This window comes from Nocardia sp. CDC160, assembly GCF_035818795.1.
Lineage (GTDB): Bacteria > Actinomycetota > Actinomycetes > Mycobacteriales > Mycobacteriaceae > Nocardia.
The window spans coordinates 484,483-509,252 of sequence record NZ_JAYKYT010000005.1; the positions used below are offsets into that span (position 1 = coordinate 484,483).

Annotated in this window: 27 protein-coding genes; 16 read left to right on the forward strand and 11 right to left on the reverse strand. The window is 66.3% G+C overall.

Annotated features, from left to right (window positions below):
- Window positions 1–25: 25 nt before the first annotated feature.
- Window positions 26–409: a nitroreductase/quinone reductase family protein gene (locus tag VMT40_RS30005; protein WP_326362389.1), complete on the reverse strand. Its 384-nt coding sequence runs from the start codon at window positions 407–409 to the stop codon at window positions 26–28.
- 161 nt (window positions 410–570) lie between these two features.
- The gene (locus tag VMT40_RS30010) at window positions 571–1,188 is read right to left on the reverse strand and encodes a LysE/ArgO family amino acid transporter (RefSeq protein ID WP_326362391.1); all 618 of its coding nucleotides are present in this window, start codon (window positions 1,186–1,188) and stop codon (window positions 571–573) included.
- 73 nt (window positions 1,189–1,261) lie between these two features.
- Here VMT40_RS30010 and VMT40_RS30015 point away from each other — a divergent pair, with 73 nt between their 5' ends.
- The 5 genes from VMT40_RS30015 to VMT40_RS30035 all read left to right on the forward strand — a co-directional run bounded on the left by VMT40_RS30015 (window position 1,262) and on the right by VMT40_RS30035 (window position 5,545).
- A complete protein-coding gene (locus VMT40_RS30015; RefSeq protein WP_326362393.1) occupies window positions 1,262–2,140 on the forward strand; it encodes a LysR family transcriptional regulator ArgP in 879 nt (292 codons plus the stop codon).
- 104 nt (window positions 2,141–2,244) lie between these two features.
- Entirely contained in the window at window positions 2,245–3,330 is a 1,086-nt protein-coding gene (locus VMT40_RS30020; RefSeq protein WP_326362394.1) for an S-(hydroxymethyl)mycothiol dehydrogenase, read from the forward strand.
- The gene (locus tag VMT40_RS30025) at window positions 3,330–3,956 is read left to right on the forward strand and encodes an MBL fold metallo-hydrolase (protein WP_326362396.1); all 627 of its coding nucleotides are present in this window, start codon (window positions 3,330–3,332) and stop codon (window positions 3,954–3,956) included. The genes VMT40_RS30020 and VMT40_RS30025 overlap by 1 nt, the downstream gene beginning before the upstream one ends.
- 165 nt (window positions 3,957–4,121) lie before the next feature.
- Window positions 4,122–4,661 carry a DUF4333 domain-containing protein gene (locus VMT40_RS30030; protein WP_326362398.1) on the forward strand — a complete coding sequence of 180 codons (540 nt, stop codon included), beginning with the start codon at window positions 4,122–4,124 and terminating at the stop codon, window positions 4,659–4,661.
- Between the two features lie 107 nt (window positions 4,662–4,768).
- Window positions 4,769–5,545 (forward strand): LppU/SCO3897 family protein, encoded by a 777-nt coding sequence (locus tag VMT40_RS30035; RefSeq protein WP_442790086.1) that lies wholly within the window; start codon window positions 4,769–4,771, stop codon window positions 5,543–5,545.
- 21 nt (window positions 5,546–5,566) lie between these two features.
- Here the strand turns inward: VMT40_RS30035 and VMT40_RS30040 are convergent, their stop codons facing one another.
- Window positions 5,567–6,655: a glutamate--cysteine ligase 2 gene (locus tag VMT40_RS30040; protein ID WP_326362402.1), complete on the reverse strand. Its 1,089-nt coding sequence runs from the start codon at window positions 6,653–6,655 to the stop codon at window positions 5,567–5,569.
- A 93-nt stretch (window positions 6,656–6,748) separates the two neighbouring features.
- Here VMT40_RS30040 and VMT40_RS30045 point away from each other — a divergent pair, with 93 nt between their 5' ends.
- Window positions 6,749–7,264, forward strand: coding sequence for a DUF2199 domain-containing protein (locus VMT40_RS30045; RefSeq protein ID WP_326362404.1), 516 nt, complete (start codon window positions 6,749–6,751; stop codon window positions 7,262–7,264).
- Between the two features lie 43 nt (window positions 7,265–7,307).
- On the opposite strand, the gene VMT40_RS30050 is transcribed toward VMT40_RS30045, so the two are convergent.
- From VMT40_RS30050 to VMT40_RS30065, 4 genes are all read right to left on the reverse strand, one after another.
- Entirely contained in the window at window positions 7,308–7,853 is a 546-nt protein-coding gene (locus tag VMT40_RS30050) for a hypothetical protein (protein ID WP_326362406.1), read from the reverse strand.
- Window positions 7,854–8,047: 194 nt separating this feature from the next.
- A complete protein-coding gene (locus tag VMT40_RS30055; protein WP_326362407.1) occupies window positions 8,048–8,605 on the reverse strand; it encodes a Clp protease N-terminal domain-containing protein in 558 nt (185 codons plus the stop codon).
- A 4-nt stretch (window positions 8,606–8,609) separates the two neighbouring features.
- Window positions 8,610–8,840, reverse strand: a complete 231-nt coding sequence (locus VMT40_RS30060; RefSeq protein WP_326362409.1) for a helix-turn-helix domain-containing protein — start codon at window positions 8,838–8,840, stop codon at window positions 8,610–8,612.
- Between the two features lie 70 nt (window positions 8,841–8,910).
- Entirely contained in the window at window positions 8,911–9,480 is a 570-nt protein-coding gene (locus VMT40_RS30065; protein WP_326362411.1) for a TetR/AcrR family transcriptional regulator, read from the reverse strand.
- Between the two features lie 103 nt (window positions 9,481–9,583).
- Between VMT40_RS30065 and VMT40_RS30070 the strand changes: the two genes are divergently transcribed.
- The 7 genes from VMT40_RS30070 (at window position 9,584) to VMT40_RS30100 (ending at window position 19,074) form a co-directional block, all read left to right on the forward strand.
- Window positions 9,584–10,033: a DUF4345 domain-containing protein gene (locus tag VMT40_RS30070; RefSeq protein ID WP_326362413.1), complete on the forward strand. Its 450-nt coding sequence runs from the start codon at window positions 9,584–9,586 to the stop codon at window positions 10,031–10,033.
- Between the two features lie 48 nt (window positions 10,034–10,081).
- Entirely contained in the window at window positions 10,082–10,417 is a 336-nt protein-coding gene (locus tag VMT40_RS30075; protein ID WP_326362414.1) for a TfoX/Sxy family protein, read from the forward strand.
- A gap of 387 nt (window positions 10,418–10,804) precedes the next feature.
- Window positions 10,805–11,605 (forward strand): amino acid-binding protein, encoded by an 801-nt coding sequence (locus VMT40_RS30080; RefSeq protein ID WP_326362415.1) that lies wholly within the window; start codon window positions 10,805–10,807, stop codon window positions 11,603–11,605.
- 142 nt (window positions 11,606–11,747) lie between these two features.
- Complete coding sequence (locus VMT40_RS30085; RefSeq protein WP_326362417.1) at window positions 11,748–13,199, forward strand: ABC1 kinase family protein; 1,452 nt, start codon at window positions 11,748–11,750, stop codon at window positions 13,197–13,199.
- 113 nt (window positions 13,200–13,312) lie between these two features.
- Window positions 13,313–14,869: a flavin-containing monooxygenase gene (locus VMT40_RS30090; protein WP_326362419.1), complete on the forward strand. Its 1,557-nt coding sequence runs from the start codon at window positions 13,313–13,315 to the stop codon at window positions 14,867–14,869.
- Window positions 14,870–14,899: 30 nt separating this feature from the next.
- Window positions 14,900–17,515 (forward strand): SDR family NAD(P)-dependent oxidoreductase, encoded by a 2,616-nt coding sequence (locus VMT40_RS30095; RefSeq protein WP_326362421.1) that lies wholly within the window; start codon window positions 14,900–14,902, stop codon window positions 17,513–17,515.
- 8 nt (window positions 17,516–17,523) lie between these two features.
- Window positions 17,524–19,074 carry a flavin-containing monooxygenase gene (locus tag VMT40_RS30100; protein ID WP_326362423.1) on the forward strand — a complete coding sequence of 517 codons (1,551 nt, stop codon included), beginning with the start codon at window positions 17,524–17,526 and terminating at the stop codon, window positions 19,072–19,074.
- Here VMT40_RS30100 and VMT40_RS30105 read toward each other — a convergent pair.
- Together VMT40_RS30105 and VMT40_RS30110 are read right to left on the reverse strand one after the other, a co-directional pair.
- Complete coding sequence (locus tag VMT40_RS30105; RefSeq protein WP_326362795.1) at window positions 19,056–20,363, reverse strand: ABC1 kinase family protein; 1,308 nt, start codon at window positions 20,361–20,363, stop codon at window positions 19,056–19,058. The genes VMT40_RS30100 and VMT40_RS30105 overlap by 19 nt on opposite strands.
- 148 nt (window positions 20,364–20,511) lie before the next feature.
- Window positions 20,512–20,970, reverse strand: a complete 459-nt coding sequence (locus tag VMT40_RS30110; RefSeq protein WP_326362425.1) for an SRPBCC family protein — start codon at window positions 20,968–20,970, stop codon at window positions 20,512–20,514.
- 122 nt (window positions 20,971–21,092) lie between these two features.
- Between VMT40_RS30110 and VMT40_RS30115 the strand changes: the two genes are divergently transcribed.
- Together VMT40_RS30115 and VMT40_RS30120 are read left to right on the forward strand one after the other, a co-directional pair.
- Window positions 21,093–21,587, forward strand: coding sequence for a hypothetical protein (locus VMT40_RS30115; RefSeq protein ID WP_326362426.1), 495 nt, complete (start codon window positions 21,093–21,095; stop codon window positions 21,585–21,587).
- Window positions 21,584–22,003 (forward strand): hypothetical protein, encoded by a 420-nt coding sequence (locus tag VMT40_RS30120; RefSeq protein WP_326362428.1) that lies wholly within the window; start codon window positions 21,584–21,586, stop codon window positions 22,001–22,003. Before VMT40_RS30115 ends, VMT40_RS30120 begins: the two co-directional genes overlap by 4 nt.
- A gap of 50 nt (window positions 22,004–22,053) precedes the next feature.
- Here VMT40_RS30120 and VMT40_RS30125 read toward each other — a convergent pair whose 3' ends face one another.
- On the reverse strand, window positions 22,054–22,638 hold the full coding sequence (locus tag VMT40_RS30125) for a helix-turn-helix domain-containing protein (RefSeq protein WP_326362429.1): 585 nt from the start codon (window positions 22,636–22,638) through the stop codon (window positions 22,054–22,056).
- 76 nt (window positions 22,639–22,714) lie between these two features.
- On the opposite strand from VMT40_RS30125, the gene VMT40_RS30130 reads away from it, so the two are divergent.
- On the forward strand, window positions 22,715–23,533 hold the full coding sequence (locus VMT40_RS30130; protein WP_326362431.1) for an MBL fold metallo-hydrolase: 819 nt from the start codon (window positions 22,715–22,717) through the stop codon (window positions 23,531–23,533).
- Here VMT40_RS30130 and VMT40_RS30135 read toward each other — a convergent pair.
- Window positions 23,497–24,711 (reverse strand): MFS transporter, encoded by a 1,215-nt coding sequence (locus tag VMT40_RS30135; protein WP_326362432.1) that lies wholly within the window; start codon window positions 24,709–24,711, stop codon window positions 23,497–23,499. The two genes, VMT40_RS30130 and VMT40_RS30135, sit on opposite strands and share 37 nt — an antisense overlap.
- Between the last annotated feature and the right edge of the window lie 59 nt (window positions 24,712–24,770).

Consider the following 24,770-nt stretch of genomic DNA (forward strand, 5'->3'; position numbering starts at 1 on the left):
CACCGCCCCAACAGCTTCCAGCCGCTCAGGGAGTGTCGCGCCGAGCAAGTCGAATGATCGGGATGCTGCGCCCCGCCAGCGCCGCCTGTCGCCGATAGGAGCTGTAGGCCGGAAACACCCGTTCGGCGACCGCCCAGAGCCGCCGCCGCTCGGCCTCGTCCTCTACCACGGTCGCCCGCATGGGTGTCCCGCCGAAAACGACGTCGGGATTGGCCCGAAGGTTGTAGTACCAGCCAGGATTGGTCGGACTCCCCGCATGGGATGCCACGATGACAACCCGATCGCCATCCTTGAAATAAATGACGGCGTTCCGCCGCCGAGCCTTCGTCTTGGCCCCCTCGGTCTCCAATACCGCGGTCGGAAAGACCACCGTCGTCGCCAGACGCCCACGTGTGACCCGCAACAGCACCGGATCGAGCTTCCACGCGAGGTGCCGAGAAACAAGCCGCGACCCCCGAGTAGTCGCCAACCTCGCAAACCCCCGCACAAACCAACCGGGCTGCTCGCCCCCACCGCGCTTCATTGCGCCCATCGTACGACCCACTCGAGCCGGGCATTGGAATCGCGGGATCAGCTGAGCAGTAGGCCGATTGCTAGGGCTGTCATTACCAGGGCGATGGTGGAGTCGAGGATTTTCCAGGCCTTTGGGTTGGCGAAGATGGGGGCTAGGAGGCGGGCGCCGAAGCCTAGGGAGAGGAACCAGATGAGGCTGCCTGCAATGGCTCCGGCGGTGAGGAACCAGCGGTCGGGGGTGGCGTAGGTGTTGGCGAAGGAGCCTAGGAGGACGACGGTGTCGAGGTAGGCGTGGGGGTTGAGCCAGGTGACGGCCAGGCAGGTGGCGATGGCCGCGCCGAGGGCGATGGGGGTGCCGCCGCCCGCGGAAAGGCCGGAGGCGGAGAAGGCGCGTTTGGCGGCGAGGAAGGCGTAGCCGAGGAGGAAGGCCGCGCCCGCGTATTTGGCGATGGTCATGATCATCGGGGCGGAGCCGACGATCGCGCCGAAGCCCGCGACACCCAGCGTCATCAGGATCACGTCGGAGGCGATGCAGACCGCGACCACCGGCAGGACGTGCTCACCTCGTATCCCTTGGCGCAGCACGAAGGCGTTCTGCGCGCCGATCGCCACGATGAGGGAGAGTCCGAAGCCGAGTCCTGAGATGGCCGCCAGGGCCGCCGATGATGCGTTCACCCGTCAGAAGTTAGGACAACCGTCCAGGACCAGGCCAGCTAAAGATTCTGAGGCACCATTACGATTTCTTAATATGGACCTGCAGCTCGACCAACTCCGCGCCCTCGACGCCGTCATCAGCGAGGGCACGTTCGACGCGGCCGCCCGCAAGCTCAGCGTGACCCCCTCGGCAATCAGCCAGCGCATCAAGGCGCTCGAGGATGCCGCGGGCCGGATTCTGGTGCAGCGCACCAAGCCGGTGCAGCCCACCGAATCGGGCCTCACCGTGCTGCGCCTGGCCCGCCAGATTCAGCTGCTCACCAGCGACACCGCCCGCGAACTCGGCGACGTGCATCAGCCCACCGATCGCCCGGTCGTGATTCCCATTGCCGTCAATGCGGATTCACTACAGACCTGGGTCATCGACGCCCTCGGTCGCGCGGCCGGTGGCGTCTGCTTCGAGGTCCATCGCGAGGACGAGGAGCACACCACCCGCCTGCTGCGCGACGGCACCGTCATGGCCGCCATCACCTCCACCGCGGCCCCGGTCCAGGGCTGCACGGTGCGCCGTTTGGGTGCGATGCGCTATCGACCCATGGCCGCACCGGAATTCGCGCGCACCTGGTTTCCCGACGGCGCGAACGCGAAATCCTTCGCGCACGCGCCGGTCGTCCTCTTCGACCGCAAGGATGACCTGCAGTTTCGGCTGATGCGCCACTACACCCGCAAGCCGGTCGATCCGCCGCGCCATTACATTCCCTCCTCGGCGGGATTCAATGACGCGGTCCGCGTCGGCATGGGCTGGGGCATGATCCCGGACGCCATGATTCGCCCCGAGGACAACCTGGTTCCCTTGGACGAGAAGGTATTCGTCGACGTCCCCCTCTACTGGCAGCAGTGGAAGCTGGATTCGCCCGCGCTGAGCCTGGTCGCCACGACCATTGCCGAGGCCGCCGCGCAAGCCCTCTTGTGATAGCCCACAAGCGGATTCGTTCCCTGTGACCGAAGGTAATAGATGACGTGGGCGGAGTCGGATGCCATAGTCGAGGCATTGCGGTCGGCCAGGAAGGAAATTCGTTGTCCCAAATCGTGCGCGGCGTCATCGCACGCTCCAAGAACGCTCCCGTGGAAGTCACCGATATCGTGATCCCGGACCCGGGCCCGGGGGAAGCCGTGGTGCAGGTGCAGGCCTGCGGGGTCTGCCACACCGATCTGCATTACCGCGAGGGCGGCATCAACGACGAATTCCCGTTCCTGCTCGGGCACGAGGCCGCGGGCATCGTGGAATCGGTGGGCGAGGGCGTCACCGATGTGGAGCCCGGGGATTTCGTCATTCTCAATTGGCGGGCGGTGTGCGGCTCGTGTCGCGCCTGTCGCAAGGGCAAGCCCTGGTACTGCTTCTCCACTTTCAATGCGGCACAGCCGATGACGCTGACCGACGGCACGCCGCTGACCCCGGCCCTGGGCATCGGCGCGTTCGCCGAGAAGACCCTCGTGCACGCCGGGCAGTGCACCAAGGTGGATCCGAGCGTCTCGCCCGCCGCGGCGGGTCTGCTGGGCTGCGGTGTGATGGCCGGTCTGGGTGCGGCCATCAATACCGGTGGCGTGAGCCGCGGTGACAGCGTCGCGGTGATCGGCTGCGGCGGCGTCGGCAATGCGGCCATCGCGGGCGCGAAGTTGGCGGGCGCGACCACCATCATCGCCGTCGATATCGATGAGCGAAAGCTGGAGTGGGCCACCGGATTCGGGGCCACCCACACCGTGAACGCCGCGAAAGAGGATGCGGTGGAACGGGTTCAGGAACTCACCGACGGCTTCGGCGCGGATGTGGTGATCGATGCCGTGGGCTGCCCGGAGACCTGGAAGCAGGCCTTCTACGCGCGGGACCTGGCAGGCACCGTGGTGCTGGTCGGCGTGCCGACGCCGGACATGAAGCTCGATATGCCGCTCATCGACTTCTTCTCGCGCGGTGGCGCTTTGAAGTCCTCGTGGTACGGCGACTGCCTCCCCTCGCGCGATTTCCCGTACCTCGTCGAGCTGTACAAGCAGGGCCGCCTGGATCTCGACGGATTCGTTTCCGAGACCATCGAATTGGGCGAGGTCGAACAGTCCTTCACCAAGATGCATCACGGTGATGTGCTGCGTTCGGTGGTGGTGTTCTGATGGCGCACATCGATCATGCCGTCACCGTCGGCACCTTCAGCCTCGACAACGAGACCTTCGACGTCGACAACAATGTCTGGGTCGTGGGCGACGATCTGGAGTGCGTCGTCATCGACGCCCCGCACAATGTCGAGGCCATTCTCGATGTCGTCGGCAATCGCACCGTCAAGGCCATCCTGGTGACGCACGCGCACGACGATCACATTCGGGTCGCCCCCGAATTGTCCAGGGCCACAGGCGCTCCCGTACTCATGCACCCGGACGACATGGTGCTGTGGCGGCATACGCATCCGGAGGTCGACCCGGACGGTGAGTTGGCGGACAAGCAGGTGATCGCGGTCGGCGGGACCGAATTGCACGTGCTGCACACCCCCGGGCACGCGCCGGGAGCGGTCTGCTTCTATTCGCCCGATATGGGTGCGGTCTTCACCGGCGACACGCTGTTCCAGGGCGGGCCGGGGGCGACCGGTCGGTCCTATTCCAATTACGGCACCATTGTCGAGTCGATTGCCGACCGGCTGCTCACCCTCCCACCGGAGACGCTGGTGCACACCGGCCACGGCGAATCCACCACCATCGGCGATGAGTCGCCGCAGTTGGACGAGTGGCGCAGCCGCGCCAGTTGAGGCCCTGAGCGTGGTCCGGTCCGGGGATTCGCCCCGGACCGGACCACTGTCAAATTCCCCAATCAACCCCCAAATACGGCGTGCCAGTGTCGGACACGCCGGGTTCGCCGGGTTTGCACGCTCATTCCGGGGATTTTCCCAGCGCACCCGCGCCTAGAGTTGTTCATGAAAAAGCTGACAGCCGCTCTGGCTTTGTTGTGTGTCCCCCTGCTCGCCGCGGGTTGCTCCTCGTCCAGTACCGGGTCGGTGAGCAAGAGCGACGTGCAGACCAAGGTCGGAAGCTTCTACAAGGACAAATCACACGAGGACGCCAAGAGCGTGTCCTGCGACGGGGATCTGCCCGCCAAGGTGGACGCCACCCAGACCTGCAGCGCCACCGCCGCCGACGGGCAGACGTGGCCGATCACCGCGAAGGTCACCAAGGTGGACGGCAAGGACGTCTACTACGACCTGAACTTCACCGACGACTTCGTCGCACCCGATGACGTGGCCTCCAACGTCTCGAACTTCTATCAGCAGAAGGTGGGTTCGGCCCCGAAGTCCTCCACCTGCAACGGCCTGCTGCGCGGGGCCACCGGTGCAAGCATTCGCTGTGTGATCACCGAAACCGACGGCACCCGTTGGGGTGTCACCGCCAAGACCACCAATGTCGAGGGCACGAAGGTCAATTACGACATGATCGTCGACGATCAGCCGATGCCGTAATCCCAGATGCTGGACGGGCGTCCCGGCTGGAATCTGCGGTTGTCACGGTGATGTGTTTCAATACGGCGGTTTCCAGCTTCACCCCAGGGGGATTTTCGGCCTTGTCCATGCAGGCTAATGGCATCTATTGCCGCTATTGCGGTTCCACGCCCGCGGTCGATCTCGATTTTCGCGCACACCGCGGCATGGTCTTCATCATGCAGTTCCGGAAACTGCCGGGGCCCTACTGCCGCGACTGCGGTCTGGCCTCGTTCCGGAAGATGACCGGCGACAGCCTGGTCCAGGGTTGGTGGGGTCCCATCTCCGGGTTCATCGCCAATCCGGTCACCCTGCTGATCAACCTGATCAATCGCGCGCGCCTGCAGCAGGTGGGGCCGCCGATTCCGGGTGCACCCTCGCTGCCGATGAATCCGGGGCGTCCCCTGTGGCAGCGGCCCGCGATCATCGGACTGTTCCTGCCCTTCCTCGTGCTCGGTCTGATCATCTACAGCGGCACGCACGGCAGTGGCAGCAGTTCGGCGAACAACTACCACTACTCGGGTCTGCCCTCGACCACCTACACCGTGCCGAATGTGCCGGTGATTCCGTCGATTCCGTCCGTGCCGACCACCCAGCCCGCGCACGACGCCAAGTCGGCCAAGGTCGGTGACTGCGTGTGGGACAAGAACGGTGATATCGCCAAGGACGACCACCCGAAGGTCGAGGTGGTGGCGTGCGGCGATCAGCGTGCGCAGGCGACCGTGCTGGCCAAGCCCACCGGCCCGACCGGCGATACCGAGTGCGACAACAAGTACCCGGCCACCGATGTGATCATCACGCACAAGACCAGCTTCAACGGCGGTCCGGAGATCGAGGATTTCGCGCTCTGCCTGCAACTCAAGTAGCGCTGCCGACAGCTCGAGTGATTACCGGCAGGAGGACACCGTCGCCTCGGCGAGCTCGCCGACCACATCGCCGAGCTCGCCGCGGGCCCTGAAGGCATTGAGCTGGCGTCGTGCCCCATTGCCCCGGCTCAGCAGCGCGGCCACGCCGTCGATGACGAAGTCGAGATCGTCCAATTGCTTCAGGGCGGGCCGGATTCGGTCGATGAGCCGGGTCAGCAGATCCTCGACCGGGACGGTGCTGCCGTCCACCGGGTCGATGGCGTCCCCGTCTATGCCCTGCTGCGCGGCCTTCCAATAGGCCGCGCGCAGTGTGCCGTCCGCGATGACCGGCACGGAATCGGTTGTGCGAGCGGTCATTGCGCAGGCACGCACCAGAGTGGCCAGCAGTGCGGATTCCTCCACCGTGGCGGGCACGTCGCTGACGCGCACCTCCACGGTCGGAAAAGTGTTGGAGGGCCGCACATCCCAGTAGACCATCTTGCGATCCAGGATGACGCCCAGCGACAGCATGGACTCCACGGCCGACTCGAACTCGTGCACCGACTCGAAATGCGGCGGCGGCCCCGCGCTGGGCCAGCGTCGCCAGAGAATGTTTCGCCAACTGGCATAACCGGTTTCGCCGCCGCGATAGATGGCCGAATTCGCGGTCAAGGCCAGCAGCAGCGGCAACCACGGCCGCAGGAAGTTGCTCACCCGCAGCGCGGCCGCCCGATTCGGCACCGAGACGTGCACATGGCACCCGCACAGCCCTTGCTCCCGCGCCAGCCGCCCGAAGTTCTCGGCGATCCGCTGATAGCGCGGCGTACGCGTGATCGAGAGCTCCTCGGGAACGTTCGGCGGCACCGCCGCGGCCAACAGCAGCGCGTCGTTCTTCTCCGCCGAGGCCGCCGCACCGCGCCGCAACTCCCGCAATTCCCGAAGCAGATCACCGGTATTCGTGTGCACCCGAGTATTGGTCTCGACCTGACACCGCATGATCTCCAACTGCAGATCCATGCCGAAATCCGCGGCCGTCCGCACCACATCGGCGTTTCTCCCGACAGGCGCACCGGTGCGCGGATCCACGAGGAGAAACTCCTCTTCGACACCCACGGTCGGCGGGGCTTCCACCCATCCTGTGTACCTCAAACGCCCCCGTCCAACACCTCCCGGAATGGTCTCTCCGCCTACCTCAGACGATCGCCTGTCCAATAGGCTCCGGTCGTGACTTCCGGTTCCACCTTCCGGTGCTCCTGCTGCGCGCAACCCCACGACGGACCACCGCTCGGCTATGCGGCTCCCGCGCCCGCGTATTGGCACGCCGATCTCGCACATCAGCCGGACAACATGCTCGAAGGCGAGCGGTGTGTGATTGCCGGAACGCATTTCTTCGTCCGCGCACGCCTGGTCCTGCCGATCGTGGAGACCGGTGGCGAGTTCGAGTGGGGCGTCTGGGTATCGGTCAGCGAGCAGAGCTTCGGTCGAATGTCGCAGCTGTGGGACAGGCCGGAACGAGTCGAGGAGCCACCGTATTTCGGATGGCTGGCCACCGAGCTAGCGCCCTACGAACCAACGACGTTGAACCTGAAAACCAACCTGCACACCCAACCCGTCGGCATCAGGCCACTCGTCGAACTGGAGCCGACCGACCACCCATTGGCAATCGAGCAACGCCACGGAATCACCCTCCCCCGCATCCAATCGATCGCCGAACGCCTCCTCCAACCGCCCATCCGATAGGACCGACACCAGGACGGGGACGAGGCTGGTCGTCGGCGAATACTTAATGCGGGTAGCCGATTTCGGCTATGTCCGGGTCCAGCGCGATGAGATCGACGTCAGGGTTTAGTTCAGCGACGACCGTGGGGGTCAGGGGGAGCAGGGCGTACACGTGGTGGACGGCCGCCAGGGTCGTCTCGATCTCGTAGTACTCCTGGGCCCATTCCCGGTAGGCCTCGGGCGTGCCGTCGATCAGCAGGTCGAACAAGCTATGTGCGCCGAGGTCGACGGTGGATACGGACCAGTTGGGGTCGCGGGATTCACGCCAGAAGCACACTGTGGCAAGGGGGGAACCGTCGTGGGCTGCGAAGGCGGGCTCGGTGACATAGGTGTCGAAGACGGCGGGTACGGCATCGAGTAGCTGTGGAGCATTGGGGGTTTCGTGGTTGAAACCACGGCCGTAGACACCGGCGGTGGAGAAGACGATGAACCAGTCGTCGCCAGAGCCGTTTCGCATCGAAGCCATCTCTTCGCCCTCACCCCAGCGGCAGTTGAACGAGTAGTAGCGGGCCTCCCAGTCCGGGCTGAGCACGGCATCGAGCATTGCCATTGCCCGGCACCGGTTGCGAAGGGTCGAAATGTCAGGGAGACGGTGCAGTTCGTTCACAGCGCCATCCAACACACCGCCACCGACACAGACCGCGATCTATCCGGCACCTGGGCAGGCCTCCACCCCACGAGCATGCAATTCAGCAGGCAAACGTCGAGAAGGGGCCTGCTGGAACGCATGTTCGTGGGCTTGGGTTATGCGGCCTCGGATAGGACGGTGAGGGTGGCTGCGGAGAGGGCGGTGGGGGTGGTTCCCGCCTTGTTCAGGATTTGGGATACCAGTTCGTCGTCGAGGCGCAGTAGGGCGAGGACCAGGTGTGCGGGGTGGACGCGGCGGTGGTGTAGTTCGGTCGAAACGCGTAGGGAGAGTTCGAGGGCGAGCTTGGCGGCATCGGTGAAGGGGGGTCGCTGATTGGCGGTCGAGGAGGCGCGTCGGTCGGGGGCCGAGTCCAGGGCGCCTACGCCGAAGGTTTCTTCGGCGGCTGCGCGGACCTGGTCGTAGTCGATGCCCACTGCGCGTAGTGCTTCGGGGTCGATGCCTGCAGGTGTCTGTCGGGGCGGATGGGGTAGCAGGGTGCGGATGAGCGCGGAGGTGATGCCGAGCTTGCGCAGGGCCGCGGCGGTTTCGGTTCGGACCTCGGCACATCCGAAGAGGAGGTGGCCTACGCCGATTTCGTTGGTGCCCAGTTCCTGTGCGAGATCTTGGGCCTCGACGAGGATCGCTCGTGAGGGCTCGGTGAAGAGTTCGTACATGTCCTCAGCCTCTTTTCGCTGCGGTGTCGCGCCCACCGTGCTTCTGGTGAACGGATTGTTTGGTTACGCCCAGCTCCGCTGCGATGCGAGACCATGACCAGCCCAGCTCGCGGGCTCGAGCCACCTGTAGCGCCTCCAGCTGTTCGGCGAGGCGGCGCAACGACGCCACCGCGCGCAGCCCGACAGCCGGGTCGGAGCTCCCGGCACCCGTTGCGAGATCCATCGACGAAGCCATATCGTCAGTCTATCCTGACGCACCGGATCGTCAAGACACCCTGACGAATCAACCGGCATCAGCTCGTGGGTCAGGGGTTTAGGGCGGCGGTGAGGGTGGAGAGGCAGGTGGTGCGGACTTGGTCTCGGGTGAGGGTGTTGTGTTCGAGCCATTCCAGGCAGAGGGTGTGGACGAACATGAGCCAGGCGGTCAGGATCGCGGACAGGGCTTTGCGGTCGGGGCCGGTGAGGTTGGTGGCGGCCAGCATGAGGTCGCGCATGGCGGCGTGATCGCCTAAGACGATCGCCTGGACGACCGGGTCACCGGCGAGGGCTCGGTTGGCCGCGAGGACGGTATTGCGATTCGCGGCGAAGTATTCGAGGTGGGCGTCGAGACCGGTCGCGACGAGTTCGGCCAGGGGGAGTTCGGGGTCGAGTTGGATCTGGGCCTGTAGCTGTTCGGCGGCGCGCTGGTAGATGGCGGCGAAGAGGGCGCTCTTCTTGGGGAAATGGCGGTAGAGGAGGGTTCGGGAGACTCCGGCGCGGTCGGCGACCTGGTCCATCTGCACCTGTTCGTAGGGCAGTTCGGCGAAGAGCTTCGCGCCGATGTCGAGGAGTTCGGCGCGGCGCAGTTCGGGGGTGAGGCGGCGGCGCGGTGGCATCGCTCCACGATAGTTGACGCGTGTGCACTAGCGGGCTTACGCTCGCAGGTGCCTAGTTGACACACGTACACTAGGCTCCGTCGAGCACAGTGAGGGGCCGGTTGTGAAAGCCGTATTGCGTTGGTACCTCATCATTTTCGGCATAGCCGACATCCTCATCGCCCTGGCGCATATCCTCATCGGCCCGAGCACGATCATCGGAGCGAACACCCCGAACGCGACGCTGGACGGTGACGTCCGCTTCTCGATGGTCCTGTTCCTGGCCTACGGCATCGCATGCCTGTGGGCCGCACGGGATCTGGACCGCCACGCCGGACTGATCCACCTATTGATGCTGATCTTCTTCCTCGGCGGCGTGGTGCGCCTGCTGACCGTCGCCTACGTCGGCTGGCCGCACTGGTTCTACATCGCCATGATCGCCGTCGAACTAGCGACGCCCCTGATCTATTCGGCCCTGCTGCAGAAGGTCACCGGCCGATCCATCCGCGCCGACCTGACCGAACTGACCCGCCAACCGACCCACAGCCCAACCCCAACCTCAGCAACGCACTGACCCCGCCTCCCGGCCAGATTGTCGGTGGGCTGGGTCACAATGCCGGGTATGGCATATGACGAGAAGCTGGCCGACCGGATTCGGGATGCGCTGGGCCCCGACTTGCCGCACGTGGTCGAGAAGAAGATGTTCGGGGGCTTGGCGTTCCTGGTGGGCGGAAACATGGCGGTGGCAGCCAGCGGGCAGGGCGGGTTAATGGTGCGGACGGACCCGAACACCTCCGCACCGCTCCTACGGGCAGGAGCGGTCGAACCCATGGAGATGCGCGGCAGAAAAATGCCGGGCTGGCTGCGAGTCACCAGCGAAACCGTCGCCGACGACGACGCCCTCGACGAGTGGGTCCAACGCGGCGTCGACTACGCCAAGTCCCTACCACCCAAGTAGCCAATTCGTCGCCACACGAACACGATCCCATCACCGCCCACGACGCCATCTCCGCCGGAGGCGAAGTCGTGGCGGACACTTGTTCATGATTCCGGCCGCCGGTTTGAGCACCGCTCCGGTGCAGTCGTGCCGCGATACTCGGTGGTCGGCGCGGTGCCCTCATAGATCAGCGTCGCTCTCGCGATGGTCTTTACGGTCCGTGGCCGAAGTAGGCGCAGGTGGGGCGGTAGAGATGCGGCAAATGGGTGTGGGGTGGGACACAGGGTGGGCGGGGTGTGGTTGGGTTCACTGAATAACCAAGGGGCGCAGGGGGTTTGTCGGGATCTGTCATGGCTTCTTTACGTGGCAGCACAGGGGGGGAAATGTGGGGCGGGCAGGGTGGTGAATATGAGGCAAACCGAGGTGCATGCGCTGGCGTGTGAGGTGTGTGGTCGTCTGCCCCACCCGAAGCGGACGCGGATGGCGTTGGCGAAGCTCGGGGCGGTGCTGCCGGTCGAGTTGGGGTTGCACGCGCTCGTCATTCATCTTGAATTGTCTTTTTGGGCAACGGTTTCGATTCTTGCCATTACGTCCACGATTCTCGTTATCTGGGTGGTCGAGCCCGGGGCCATGCGGTATCTGGCGCGGTGGTTGCACGGTCCGGAGTTGCGGCGTCGGCATCGGCTCGACAGTGCGGAGCAGTTGTGGCGGATTCGGGTGCGGCTGGACAACAAGCCGGGGCGGTTGGAATTGCTCGCGAAGCATTTGGCGGATCGGCGGGCCAATATTCTCGCCGTGCATGTGCATCATCTGGAGAATGGCGTGCTCGACGAGCTGGTGGTGTCCACGCCCGCCCAGGTCACCCCGCCGCGGCTGACCCATGCCATCTCCCGGGCCGGTGGCATCGCGGTCGGCATCTGGCCCGCCTCCGCGATGACACTGGTCGACGGCCAGACCCGGGCGCTGGGATTGGCGGCACGGGTGGCCGCCGATCCCGAGGAGTTGCCGCTGGTGATCGCCGAACTGCTGGGCGCGCAATATGTTCCGGACCCCGATCCCGACCGGGTCCCGGGCGGCACCCTGCTCGAGATCACCCTGCCCGACGGACCCATGACCTTCCTCCGCACCGGTGAGCCCTTCACCCCCGCCGAGATCGCCCGCGCCCATCGCCTCACCGACCTGGCCCTGGTCGCCGCCACTCAGCCCTGACCACCGGCTTCACCTCGCGTATCCCATTATTCGAGACCGCGTACCGAGACGTACAGTTTTTCGTACCGCAGAGTTTCACTTCGTGGCAGACTCCCTGATGCGCATGTCGACCGGTGCGCGCGCACAAGGGGTTGGTTGATCGATGAGTCTTCGGCGCGGCGGTGCCCGACGGGGGGATGGGGACGCGGGCGGAAATCCGCCCGCCCGCAAGGCAGTTCGTTCCGCGAAACTGGCGTCGGTGCCGCTGGCCTTCGCCGGACGGCAGGTCGCCGGGGCGAGCAAGCGGGCACTGGGACGACCGGCGGACGAGGTCGACCGCGAGATCCAGCTGCGCACCGCCGAGCACATGGCCGAGGTGCTGGGCGAATTGAAGGGCTGCGCCGCCAAACTGGGCCAGATCCTCGGCATCTACGAGCTGGGTCTGCCGCCCGACCTGGCCGAACCGTATCGAATCGCCTTGAGCCGCCTCCAGGATGCCGCCCCGCCCATGCTGCCGTGCACCGTGCACGGCGTGCTCGCGGAGTCGCTCGGCCCGGACTGGCGTGCCCACTTCCGCGAGTTCGACGACCGGCGCGCCGCCGCGGCCACCATCGGTCAGGTGCACCGGGCGATCTGGCACGACGGCCGCCCGGTGGCGGTCAAGGTCATGTACCCGGGCGCGCGGGCCGCGGTCGACAGCGATCTGCGCCAACTGCGCGGATTGGCCTGGCTGGCACCGGTCTTCCTGCCTCACGCCGACGGCCCCGCGGTGGTGGACGAACTGGCCGAATGCCTGCGCGCGGAACTCGATTTCGAGGCCGAGGCGCAGAACCAGCGCCGAATCGCCGAGGCCTATGCCGACGATCCCGATTTCCGAGTGCCGCGGGTCGTGGCGCAGCACGGCGACGTGATCGTCAGCGAATGGCTCGACGGCATCCCGCTCTCGCGCGTGATCGCCACGGGCGCACAGCAGGAACGGGACCGAGTCGGCATGCAGGTGATCCGATTCTTCTGGTCCTGCGCACCCCGCACCGGACTGCTCTACGGCGACCCGCACCCGGGCAACTTCCGCGTGCTCCCCGACGGTCGGCTGGGCGTGGTCGATTTCGGCGCCTGTCCCGCGTGGCCCCCGGCCCAGTTCCCGCTCCTGGTGCACGATATCGCCGACGCCCTGATCAATGGCGGCCCGGCAGAGCTGGACGCGGTCGCGCGCAGGCACGGATTCATCGACGGGAAGCGCGGATTGGACAGCGCCGGGCTGGCCGCCAAGCTCATGCCGTTCACCGAGATCCTGCGCGCGGACACCTTCCGCGTGGACAGCGCGTGGCTGCGCGGCCGCACGCTGGATGCCGTGAGCCCCAAGCTGAGCAATGCCTATCGACAGCTGGACGTGCCCCCGTATCTCATGCCGTTCCAGCGCGCGCTGGTCACCCTGCTCGGCCTGATCGCCCAACTCGGCACGACCGGACCCATGCGTGACGAGATCCTGCGCTGGTCACCGGAATTCCGCGAGGTCATGGAGCGCCATCGCGTCCGCACCGGCCAGCCCACGGATCTCAATGCCGTCCGCCTGCGCCGAGCGAGCACCCCGGCCAAGGGTTTCGCGGCGGGCTGACCCGCACTGAGATCACCGTTGCCCCACGGGTCTTGATCACTGTCCCAGACAGAACTACTCTGGTGGAGCGGGCGCAGCGCAGCGCCGGAATCCGCCCGGGAGGGTCCCCCGTCGTGACCAGTGCATCCAGAAACACATCGGCAGCGAAGCTTTCGGCTCCGGACCACGAGGTCGCCGTCATTGGCGCGGGACCCGGCGGAATCGCCGCCGGGGTCAAATTGAAACGAGCCGGGGTCGCCGATTTCGTCATACTGGAGCGGGCCGACGAGGTCGGCGGCAGCTGGCAGGAAAACCATTATCCGGGGCTGGAAGTCGATATTCCCTCGCTGGCCTACCAGTACTCGTTCGCGCGAAATCCCAACTGGAGCAGGCTCTTCGCGGCCGGAGCCGAAGTTCAGCGCTATCACGTGGCGGTGGCCCGGCGCTTCGGTCTGTATCCGCACATTCGATTCGGGACCGAGGTGGTCAGCGAGGAATGGGACGAGGATCAGCATTGCTGGCGACTGCATCTGGCCGACGGCACGGTCACGAGCGCACGGTTCGTGATCAGCGCGGTGGGTGCGTTCATCAGCCCGAAGCAGGATCCCGGAATTCCCGGACTCGCCGAGTATCAAGGCACAATTCAGCGTCCTTCGGACTGGGACGACGGCTATGACCTGACCGGTCGACGGGTCGCGATCATCGGGACCGGCGCGAGTTCGGTGCAGATCACCCCGTCCATCGCCGGAAAGGTCGGCCATCTGACGGTCTTCCAACGCACCCCGGTGTGGTGCCTGCCCAAGCCGAATCCGCGAATTCCCCGCGCGGTGCGCCTTGCCCTGCACGTCCCCGGTCTGACCGCCACCGTGCACGGCGCGGCCCTCGTGGCCGTCGACGCCGCGCTGCGGACCATGTCGGCCGCGCCGATGCCGGTGGTCCGACCGACCCTGCGCGCCCTGGACGCCGCGGCCATCCGCGGCTACCGCACCCTGCTGCGACTCATGGTGCGGGACCCGGAGATTCGGGAGGGCCTCACGCCCAATTACGGCCCCATCGCCAAGCGCCCGACCCTCAATACCGGCTACCTGCTGGCCTTCAACCGCGAGAACGTGGACCTGGTCACCACCCCCATCGAGCGATTCACCGCCACCGGCATCCGCACCACCGACGGCACCGAACGCGACTTCGACATGATCGTGCTGGCCACCGGCTATCACGTCTTCTCCGACCCGGAGACCTACACCCCGGGCATGGTGGTCGGACGCGAGGGCATGGATCTCGGCAAATACTTCGCCGAACAAGGTTTACAGGCCTATGAGAGCGTCGCGCTGCCCGGACTGCCGAATCGATGGACCCTGGTCGGCCCGTATTCGTGGACCGGCAGCGGCTGGCACGCCTTCGTGGAGATGACGGCCGACCATGCGGTGCGCGCGATTTCGGAGGCGCGGCGGCGCGGGGCCACCTTCGTGGCGGTCCGGCAGGAGGTGCACGACGCCTACCACCGCCGCATCTACCGCAATGGCGCGGCCATGCGCTATTACCTGAGCGAATTGAACGCGCACGTGCCGACGTACTACCGCAATTCGCAGGGCGACAGCACGTATATCCGGCCCACCGGATTCTTCTCGGCCCGCCGCGCGCATCACCGATTCCCGTTCTCGGACTACGAATTCGACCGCGTCACTGCTTGACCCCTTCCGCTCGACAAAGGAGTTGAGCCCATGTTCGAATTACCGAAATCGGTCCGCGTCGCACTGGGCGCGGCCGGATACGGCATTGGCGACCGACGCCTGGCACCGGCCGTGACGGGCAAGATCATTCTCGTGACCGGGGCGTCCTCGGGCGTCGGCCGGGCCACGGCGTGGCGATTGGCCGCCAATGGCGCGACCGTCATCGCGGTGGCCCGGCGCGCGGCTCTGCTCGAGGAATTGCGTTCCGAGACAGCCGATTTCCCGGGTTCCGTCCACCCCTATCCCACGGATCTCTCCGATCCCGACGCCTGCGCCGCGCTGATCCGGCGAGTGCTGGCCGACCACGGCCACGTCGATGTGTTCGTCAACAACGCGGGCAAATCCATACGCCGCTGGCTCTCCGACTCGCTGGACCGCTGGGACAACTTCGAGGACACCGCGCGCATCAACTATCTCGGCCCGGTGCGCCTGGTGCTGAGCCTGCTGCCGTCCATGCGGGCGCGACGGCAAGGCCACATCGTCAATATCAGCACCGCCGGTGTACATGGCCCGCCCGTCGGCTGGACGGCCTACATCGCCTCCAAGTCTGCGTTCAACTCCTGGATGCGCGGTGCCGCACCGGAATTGCGCGCCGACGGCATCACGGCAACGACAATCCACCTGCAACTCGTGCGCTCGGACATGCTGGGCCCGTACCGGATCTACCGCTATATGCCGAGCATGTCCACCGAGGAAGCCGCGAGCATGGTGTGCCGCGCGATCGTGGACCGCCCCTTGGCGATTCGGCCGTGGTGGGAGCGGGCGGCCGCGCCACTCTCGTACGCACTCGACAATTTCCCTGCGGCGCAACGCATGCTGACGCTGTACGCCCAGGCCGGGAATTGGAACAACCGGCCCGTCGACTGGGCCGGACCGATCGGGCGGGTGGAGCGCACGGCCAATCTGCTCGACGACGCGGTGACGGTCGCGGGGTGGATTCCCGCCAGTGGGGCACTGAACCTCTTGCCGCCCAGCAGGATTCCGCACCGGGCCTGGGCGCTCCGGAGCGGGATCGGGCTGTCGACCGCGCTGTCGAGCTTCGCGGCACGGTTTCCGGATCGCCCCGCCATGATCGACGACGACGGCTCCATCACCGCGGCCGAACTGGATCGGCAGGTCCTTCGTCTGGCCGCGGCGCTGCGCGCCCGCTGGGATGTGCGGCGCGGTCGGCGGGTCGGGGTGCTGTGCCGCAACCATCGCGGCTTCGTGATCGCCGCCTATGCCGCCGCGCGGCTGTCGGCGGATCTGGTCCCCTTGAACTACGGTTTCGCGGGCCCGCAGATCGGCGAGGTCCTCACCCGCGAGCGAGTGGAGGTACTGCTCTACGACGGTGAATTCCACACGCAGATAGAGAAGTCCGGCTACACCGGTCACCGCGTCGTGGTGCGGGGCGCGGCGGGCGGCCTGCCCACCGTGGCCGAATTGGTCGCGGCGGGCGGCCCGCCGGTGCGCGAGCCCGCCTCGGGCGGTTCGCTCATTCTGTTGACCGGTGGCACCACCGGCGTCCCGAAGGGCGCGCCGCGACAGTTGGGCGCGGCGGGACTCGCGCTGTCCGGACTGCATCCGCGCATGCTGTTGGCCCTCGAGGAGCTGGCCAAGGTCGAGCCCATTCCCCGGCTCGGGCATCCCATGGTCATCGCCCCGCCGCTGCATCACACCTACGGCTTCTTCGCACTGGCCGGAGCCTTCCTGCTCGGGTCGACCGCGCTGGTGCACGACAGGTTCGACGCCGAAACCGTTCTCGCCGACATCGAACGGCACAGCGTGCACATCGCCTGCCTGGTGCCGACCATGCTCAAGCGGATCATGGATCTGCCACCCCGGGATCGGCGCGGATATCACCTGGAAAGCCTGCAGATGGTGGTGTGCGGTGCCGCTCCCCTGCCGCCGTGGCTGGCCACCGCGTTCATGGACGAGTTCGGCGATGTGCTGTTCAACGGCTACGCCTCCACCGAAACCGGGGCCGGAACCATGGCCACGCCCGCGGATCTGCGCGCCGCGCCCGGAACCGTCGGGCGACCGCTCACCGGGATCGTGGACATCCGCATTGTCGACGCCGACGGCCGTCAGCTCCCGCCCGGCGTCACCGGCCGCATCATCAACAGAAACCCCAGCATGTTCCACGGCTACAGCGACGGCCGCACCAAGGACATGGTCGGAAAGTACATGGACTCCGGCGATCTCGGGCATTTCGACGCCGAGGGACGGCTGTTCGTCGACGGCCGCTCCGACGACATGATCGTCTCCGGTGGCGAGAACGTCTTCCCGCAGGAGGTCGAGGAGGCCTTGCTGGCGCATCCGGCGGTGGCCGACGCGGGGGCCATCGGGGTGCCCGACCCGGACTTCGGGCAGCGGCTGGCCGCGGCCGTGGTGCTCAAGGCCGGGTCGCGCACGAGTGCTGCCGCGCTGCAACGGCATATCAAATCCACCCTCGCCAACTACAAGGTGCCGCGCGATATCGCGTTCGTGCCCGAGTTGCCGCGCACCACCGCGGGCAAGCTGCGGCGGCAGCAACTTCCCGAGGTCATCGCGCAGGCCGTCGCGGCGACCACCGCCTTCGACACTGCGACGACCGCCGCCCTCGACAGTGATCAATCCCGGAAATGAGGCCAATCATGCCTTCCACCAATGGTTCTCGACCCGTACCGGCCCATGAGGTGGTGATTGTCGGCGCGGGTCTCGGCGGGATCGGGGCCGGTGTCGCGTTGCGGCGCATCGGGGTCGAGGATTTCGTCATCATCGACAAATGGCCCCGGGTCGGCGGGACGTGGCTGGCGAACACGTATCCCGGTGTGGCCGTGGATGTTCCGTCGCCGGTGTACAACTTCTCGTTCCAGCCGCGGTCGCGGTGGTCGCGGTTCTTCGCGCCCGGGGCGGAATTGCAGCGGTACGCCGAGGAGGTCGTGGATCGGCAGGGATTGCGGGGCAAGCTGCGTCTCGGGTCCGGGGCGGTGCGGGGCGATTTCGACGAGGAGCACGACCTGTGGCGGATCCGGCTCGAGGACGGCTCGGAGATCACGGCGCGCTATGTGATCGGCGCGGTGGGCGGGCTGGAGCAGCCGCACAATCCGGAGATTCCGGGATTCGACGACTACACCGGCAAGGTGATGCACAGTTCGCGGTGGGATCACGACTACGACTATGGCGGCAAGCGGGTGGCGGTGATCGGGACCGGGGCCACGGCGCTGCAGCTCATTCCCGAACTGGCCAAGGACGTTTCACATCTGACGGTGTATCAACGACGGGCCATCTGGATCGGACCCAAGGTGGACTTTCCCATGGGTCCGGTCGCCAACGCGATGCTGAATTTTGCGCCCTTGCAGCGGACGGTGCGGTTCCTCGGGAATGTCGGCGTGAACGCGGGATTAGGGGCCGGGCTGGCGATTTCCGACTATCCGCGGGTGACGTCGCTGGGAATGTCGGTGGCCGAGAATGCCATGAAGGCTTGGCTTTTCACCCAGGTGCGCGATCCCGAGCTGCGCAGCAAACTCACCCCCGACTATCGATTCGGATGCAAACGGCCCTCCATCTCGAACACCTATTTCAAGACCTTCACCAGGCCACACGTGGAGCTGGTGACCGATGCCATCGAGCATTTCACGCCGACCGGCATCGTCAGTGCCGACGGACGGGAGCGAGAATTCGATATGGTGGTGTGCGCCACCGGATTCAAGGTCATGGAGAAGGGCTATACGCCGCCGTACCCGATCTACGGCCGCGACGGGCTCGAGCTCGGCGAGTTCTGGGACGCCCATCGATTCCAGGCGTATCAGGGCGTCTCGGTGCCGAAGTTCCCGAACGCCTTCCTCATTGTCGGGCCCTACGCCTTCGCGCCCGGCTCCTATATTCCGCTGATCGAATCGACCTCGGCGCATGCCGCGCGGGTGATCAAGGAGGCGCGTCGCCGGGGCGCGACCCGTGTCGAGGTGCGGCAGGAGCCGCACGATCGGTATTTCGCGCGCATGGACGAGCGGGCCAAGAAGACCCACCTGTTCACCCAGGGCTGCATCACCTCGAACACCTATTACATCAACTACCAGGGCGACGGCGCGGCGTTCCGCCCCTCGACGCAACTCGAAATGTACTGGGAGAACCGGCATTTCCCCTTGGACGACTACCGGTTCACCACCGCCTCAGTCCGCGAGCTTCAGGAGGCGACCTCCTGAGAGCCGCCGAATTCGGGGACCCATTTCTCGACCAGTTCGAGGAATGGGCCCTCGGCGTCGAGTTGCGCGCAAATGCCGACAATGCCGCCGAAAACCCGGGTGAGCATGGCGTATTCGGGTTGGTCGGCCGGGGCCCGCAGGGCGCGGGCATTGACGAGGGAGATGTTCTCCGGCTCCAGTGATCGGGCCACTTCCCGCTGCAGGAATTCGCGGGTGAAGTGGAAACTATTGCCGTCGATGCGGGCGAGCACGGGATCGATGCGGCGCACAATGGGTCCCAGGTCGATGGGCGCGCCCGGCTTGACGAATCCTTCCTCCCGCAGGACCGTTTCCAGGCCGTCGTAATCCCGCGCGAGCGCGCAACGGGCCAGGCGGCCGACCGCGCGCGGAATACCGTGCGGGGTCTCGATGCACGCGCCGAAATCGATGACGCCCAACCGATTGTCGGGCCGCAGCTGGAAATTGCCCGGATGCGGGTCGCTGTGCAGGCAGCCGACGCGACTGGGTGAGCACAGGGCGAATTCGGCCAGCAGCAGCCCGGCACGATCGCGGTCGGCGCGGGCACCGTGGGCGATGATGCGGGACAGCGGGATGCCGTCCATCCACTCGGTGACCATGACCTTCGGGGCGGCGGCCACCACGCGGGGCACGAAGAATTGCGGATCGCCGCTGAATTCCTTGGCGAAGCGGCGCTGATAGGCGGCCTCGATGCGATAGTCCAGCTCGTCCTCGGTGCGGGCCAGGAATTCCTCGATGAGCTGACGGGCGTTGCTGCCCGCGAGCAGCGTATTGAACGCGCCCGAAACCATGTGCAGCATCTTCAGATCCGCGCGCAGCGATTCCTCGGCCTCGGGATACTGAACCTTCACCGCGACCTCGCGGCCGTCGTGCCAGATCGCCTTGTGCACCTGGCCGATGCTGGCGGCGGCGATCGGCTCGTCCTCGAAGCGCGCGAAACGCTTGCGCCAGCCGGTGCCCAATTGCAGGTCCAGCATGCGGTGGGTCTCGGCCACCGGCATCGGCGGGGCTTCCTGCTGCAGCCGGGTCAGGGCGTCGCGGAAGGGGTCGGCGTAGCGCGGCGGGACCCCGGCCTCGGCGACGCTGAGCGCCTGCCCGAGTTTCATGGCCCCGCCCTTGAGTTCGCCCAAGACCGCGAAGACCTGGTCGGCGGCATTGTCGAGCATCTCGTCGGTAATGGATCCGCGGTCGGCTCCGGACAGCAGGCTCTTACCGGTGGCGGCCACCCGTTGCGCCATGAGGTTCGCCGGAATGCTGGCCACCTTCGCCATGCGGGCGATGCCTTTTCTCCTGAGTCCGGCCACGTCGCCGTTCCTTCCTGCCGCGCCCCGACTGCGCTCGACCCCGTCCCAGACAGTCTAGGCGGGTTTGTGGGCGAGGTCGATCACACCGAGATCCCGATCAGGAGCGCGCGGAAGATCAGTCCTTTTCGGCCAGTGCCGCAAGCCGATCGACGGAAGCCATCAGTTTGTCCGCGGTGGTGGCGCGTGCCCGCTGCATGCGCTTCTCGTCGCGCAGGTTGGTCCAGTCGTAGGTGTGGGTGACCCGAGTCAGGTTCTCCCCCAAGGGTTCCAGCTCCCAGCGCCACAGATGCCCCGGCGGCTGCCCGCCGGGTTCCGAAGGCAGCCAGGCGATTCGCCGACCCTCCTCGAACTCCACCACGTGATTCTCGCGCACCGTGCCCTTGGTGAGCGTCATCCGAAACACGTCCCCGACCCCGCGCACCCGCTGACCCGCCTCCGCGCTGGCGAGATTGTCATTGCCGTCCCAGCTCGGCTGCTGCGCCGGATCGGCGATCAACTCGAATATCCGGTCCGCCCCCGCGGCAATCTCCCGCCCCGCCGTCGCCACCCGATCCGATTCCTCACTTTGGCTCATACCACCGATCGAACCATCCCGTCCTGCGATCGCGCTACGACCACACCCCACCTCGACCCCCGAAAACCAGGGTCCCCGAAACTCCTTGTGAAACATGGACGATTCAAAAATACTTCTCGGCCATGAACACCAAAAAGACCGTTCGCTACGCGGCGTTCGGGGCGGCACTCGCGGCGGCCGCCATCCCCTTGTCGTCCGGAACGGCCGCGGCCGCGGGCAGTATCGAGATCTGGGTGGGTCCGGGCGGCGGCGCGTACGGCTGCGAGGTCACCACGGTGGCGTGCAGCCTGACCGCCTATGTCGATGACATGTCGACCCCGGTCACCATCAGCGTCGACGGCAAAGCGCTGGCCACCGGCTCGCCCATCACGGGCCCGACCTCCCGCGGACAGTTCACGACGACGTGGACGCCGCAGGTCGCCGGTGCGCACACGGTGAGCGCGCAGCAGGGCAGCCTGAACCAGACGGTCAGCGTCCGAATCCTCGACACCAACTCGCCGGAAATGTGGATCAAGCGGGTCCAGGACTACCTGCGCGAACTCGCCTGTCAGCAGGGTGGTTCCGGCAGCGGAACCCTGCTCGGGTCCGGGGGCTGCATGAGCGGAGGCATCCATTGAGCACGATCACTCGCCGCGCCGCGATCGGCACCGCGGTGCTGGCCGCCGCGATCCCGCTGTCGAGCGGATCCGCCGACGCCGAAGCCGCCGGATTCGCCATCACCGCCATGAGCGCCAGCGCCGACATCTACGGCTGCGAACTGACCACCGAGTCCTGCCGCATCGACGTCGTCAAGCTGACCGACCTCACCACACCGATCAGCATCCAGGCCAACGGCACCATCCTCGGCACCGTCACCCCGCTCGGCACCTGCTGTTCCAGTACCGAATTGATCTGGACCCCACAGCAAGCGGGCCGCTACACCCTCTACGCCACCCAGGGCAAACAGACCGCCACCCTGGACGTCAACATCATCGACTACAACTCCACCGCGGGCGTTCTGAAGCGCTACTTCGGTATCAACACCGGCAGCTGACTCACCCGGCGGCTCGCCGAGCCGCCAATCCCGCTGCGCCGCAAGTCCGTTCAGGTTCGGCGGGAGATGATCATGAGGTATTCGCAGGGGGAGTTCGTTCGGTTGGCGAAGCCGTGGGGGGTGTCGGCTCGGAAGTAGAGGGAGTCGCCGGGGTGCAGGGTCTCGGTGACGCCGCCGATCAAGACCGTGAGGGTGCCTTTCAGGGCTATGAGTTGTTTCTCGGTGCCGGGGGGATACGCGGGCAGCAGGCCGGTGGAGATCTGCGCCGGGAGGTAGTGGAAGACCATTTCGCCCGATCCCGCGCCCGGAGCGGGTGAGACCATGTGCCGCTCGAAACCCGTTTCCGGGTCACGGAAGACGGGGCGTTCGGCCTTGCGCATGACGACGGCCGTGCCGGAGGCGGCGGCCGGTCCACCGATCAGATCCGAGAGGGATGTCTCGAGGGCGTGGGCGATTCTGGAGGCGACGCCGATGGTCGGACTCTTCTCGCCGCGTTCGACTTTGGACAGCATCGCCCGGCTGACCGACGACTGGGTCGACAGCTGTTCGAGCGTCAAACCGGCCTCCTCGCGGCGTCGCCGCACATTGCTGCCGAACGCACCGATCGTGTCGTCGCCGTGCTCTGGTTCATCCATGCCTGGAATTCTACTAAAGAAGATGTAGTCTTCTATCGGAGACGCGCGAGGCGTGTCCGCACCCGATGGAGGTTTCATGCGTTTGATCTCGAGCGGCCAGCACCACGCCCGGTTCGAATTCGGTGAGCTGCAGGTGATCTCGTTGCGCGACGGGTACATCGACATGCCGCCGACGCGACTGCGCGACGAGGCGGGGCGCGTGCTGTACCAACTGCCCGCGGTCGTGCCGCTGGTCGACGACAACCTGCGGCTGTCGGTCAACGCCTTCTACGTCACCGATGGCACGCGGTCGGTGCTCATCGACACCGGTTGTTCCGACAACTGGCACGAGCCCACCATGGGATTGATCTACGACGCGCTCGACGAAGCGGGCGTCGACCGCGCGCACATCACCGATGTGGCCATTACCCACAACCACGAAGACCATGTGAGCGGACTGATCGCGCCGGACGGTGCGCAGGCCTTCCCGAAACTCGAGCGCGTGTGGATCGGCGCGGGCGACACCTCGGTGTTCACCGGGCGGCTCGAACCGATCCGCGACCGCGTCGTACCCATCTCGGAGCGGACCGCGATCTACGACTGGACCACCGCTGTCCCGACGCCGGGCCACACACCCGGTCACACCGTCTACGAGATCGCCAGCGGCACCGGCCGTCTCCTGGTCTGGGGCGATACCGTTCACGTTCCCACGCTCCAATTCGAAAAGCCGGATGTGGCTTGGGAATTCGACAGCGACCAGTCCCAGGCCCGTGCCGCGCGAGCCGTTCTCCTCGAACAACTGGTCCAACCGGACCACTTCGTCGCCGGTGCGCACCTCGACTCCCCGGGCATTGCCCGCGTGACGCCGTCCGGCAATGGTTATGCGCTGGAATATCTCTCGTCGCCGATCGGTTGACCGGCGGTCCGGCGGGGTAGAGCGAGGATCAGCAGGGCTGCGAGGACCATGGCGGTGGCGGGCCAGAGGACGGTGAGGGGGCCGTACCGGTTGACCACCGCACCGCCGACGAGCGCGCCGAGCGCTATGGAGAGATTGAAGGTGGAGACGAACAGGGAGGAGGCGGGTTCCGGAGTAGCGGGGGCGGCGCGGAGGATGCGGGTTTGGAAGGTGACGGGGACCGCGCCGTAGCCGAGGCCCCACAGGACGAGGAGGGCGGCGGCGGTGACCGTCGAGGTGTCGAGAAGAACCAAGGATGTCGTGGCGGTGATCAGGGCGACGCCGATCGCGATCGTGGTGCCGCGCAAGGATTTCGCGACCAGGCTGCCCGCCAGGAAATTGCCGCAGATGCCCGCCACACCGAAGATCAGCAGGAGCGCGCCGGTGGCATGCTCGTCGATGCCGTGGGCGTGCAGGATCGGGCGCACGAAGGTGTAGGCCAGGAAATGGCCGGTGATCATCAGGAACGTCAGCGCGAGGGCCAGGCGCAGGGCGGCATTCGAGCGGAAAACCGTTGGGAGCTCACGGAGTTCGATTGATTGCTCGGCGGGCAGAGGTGGGAGCAGGAACACCATGCAGACCACCGACAGCAGGCCCAGCGCACCGACCGCCGCGAACGCGACACGCCAGCCGCTCAGGTCGCCGAGCAGGGTTCCGGCGGGAATGCCCAGCACCGAGGCGGTTTCGACGCCGCCGAAGATGACCGCGGTGGCCCGGCCGACCTGCCGCTCGGGCACCAGGCGAACCGCGATGCCACCGGCAATGGACCAGAAGCCACCGACGCTGAGACCGATCAGAAAACGAGCGACGAGAACCACCGCGAAACTCGTGGCGAAACCGGAGGCCAGATTGGCCGCGCCCATCAGCCCGATGAGGACGGCCAGCACGATCCGGCGATCGATGCGTCCGGTCACCACGGTAACGATCGGCGCGGAAAACGCGGCCACCAGCCCGGGAACGGTAACCATCAGCCCCGCAACGCCTTCGGACACGTGCAGCGCCGAGCCGACGGGAGTGAGCAGACCGACGGGCAACAATTCGGAGGTCATCAACGAGAAGATGCCGAGCGTCACCGCCAGGACGCCCAGCCAACCCTTGACCGGCGACCGTGCGGGAGCGATCGCGACTGAAGTAGACATGCCATGACCGTACGAGCCAAAAGACCCACTGTTATGGTGCATTTCCATGGCAGAAACAT

Coding starts and splice junctions, on each gene's coding strand:
- VMT40_RS30015 (WP_326362393.1), top strand. CDS start 1,262: ATGGACCTGCAGCTCGACCAACTCCGCGCCCTCGACGCCGTCATCAGC.
- VMT40_RS30025 (WP_326362396.1), top strand. CDS start 3,330: ATGGCGCACATCGATCATGCCGTCACCGTCGGCACCTTCAGCCTCGAC.
- VMT40_RS30030 (WP_326362398.1), top strand. CDS start 4,122: ATGAAAAAGCTGACAGCCGCTCTGGCTTTGTTGTGTGTCCCCCTGCTC.
- VMT40_RS30035 (WP_442790086.1), top strand. CDS start 4,769: ATGCAGGCTAATGGCATCTATTGCCGCTATTGCGGTTCCACGCCCGCG.
- VMT40_RS30050 (WP_326362406.1), bottom strand. CDS start 7,853: ATGGCAATGCTCGATGCCGTGCTCAGCCCGGACTGGGAGGCCCGCTAC.
- VMT40_RS30055 (WP_326362407.1), bottom strand. CDS start 8,605: ATGTACGAACTCTTCACCGAGCCCTCACGAGCGATCCTCGTCGAGGCC.
- VMT40_RS30060 (WP_326362409.1), bottom strand. CDS start 8,840: ATGGCTTCGTCGATGGATCTCGCAACGGGTGCCGGGAGCTCCGACCCG.
- VMT40_RS30065 (WP_326362411.1), bottom strand. CDS start 9,480: ATGCCACCGCGCCGCCGCCTCACCCCCGAACTGCGCCGCGCCGAACTC.
- VMT40_RS30075 (WP_326362414.1), top strand. CDS start 10,082: ATGGCATATGACGAGAAGCTGGCCGACCGGATTCGGGATGCGCTGGGC.
- VMT40_RS30080 (WP_326362415.1), top strand. CDS start 10,805: ATGAGGCAAACCGAGGTGCATGCGCTGGCGTGTGAGGTGTGTGGTCGT.
- VMT40_RS30085 (WP_326362417.1), top strand. CDS start 11,748: ATGAGTCTTCGGCGCGGCGGTGCCCGACGGGGGGATGGGGACGCGGGC.
- VMT40_RS30095 (WP_326362421.1), top strand. CDS start 14,900: ATGTTCGAATTACCGAAATCGGTCCGCGTCGCACTGGGCGCGGCCGGA.
- VMT40_RS30100 (WP_326362423.1), top strand. CDS start 17,524: ATGCCTTCCACCAATGGTTCTCGACCCGTACCGGCCCATGAGGTGGTG.
- VMT40_RS30105 (WP_326362795.1), bottom strand. CDS start 20,363: ATGGCGAAGGTGGCCAGCATTCCGGCGAACCTCATGGCGCAACGGGTG.
- VMT40_RS30110 (WP_326362425.1), bottom strand. CDS start 20,970: ATGAGCCAAAGTGAGGAATCGGATCGGGTGGCGACGGCGGGGCGGGAG.
- VMT40_RS30115 (WP_326362426.1), top strand. CDS start 21,093: ATGAACACCAAAAAGACCGTTCGCTACGCGGCGTTCGGGGCGGCACTC.
- VMT40_RS30125 (WP_326362429.1), bottom strand. CDS start 22,638: ATGGATGAACCAGAGCACGGCGACGACACGATCGGTGCGTTCGGCAGC.
- VMT40_RS30130 (WP_326362431.1), top strand. CDS start 22,715: ATGCGTTTGATCTCGAGCGGCCAGCACCACGCCCGGTTCGAATTCGGT.
- VMT40_RS30135 (WP_326362432.1), bottom strand. CDS start 24,711: ATGTCTACTTCAGTCGCGATCGCTCCCGCACGGTCGCCGGTCAAGGGT.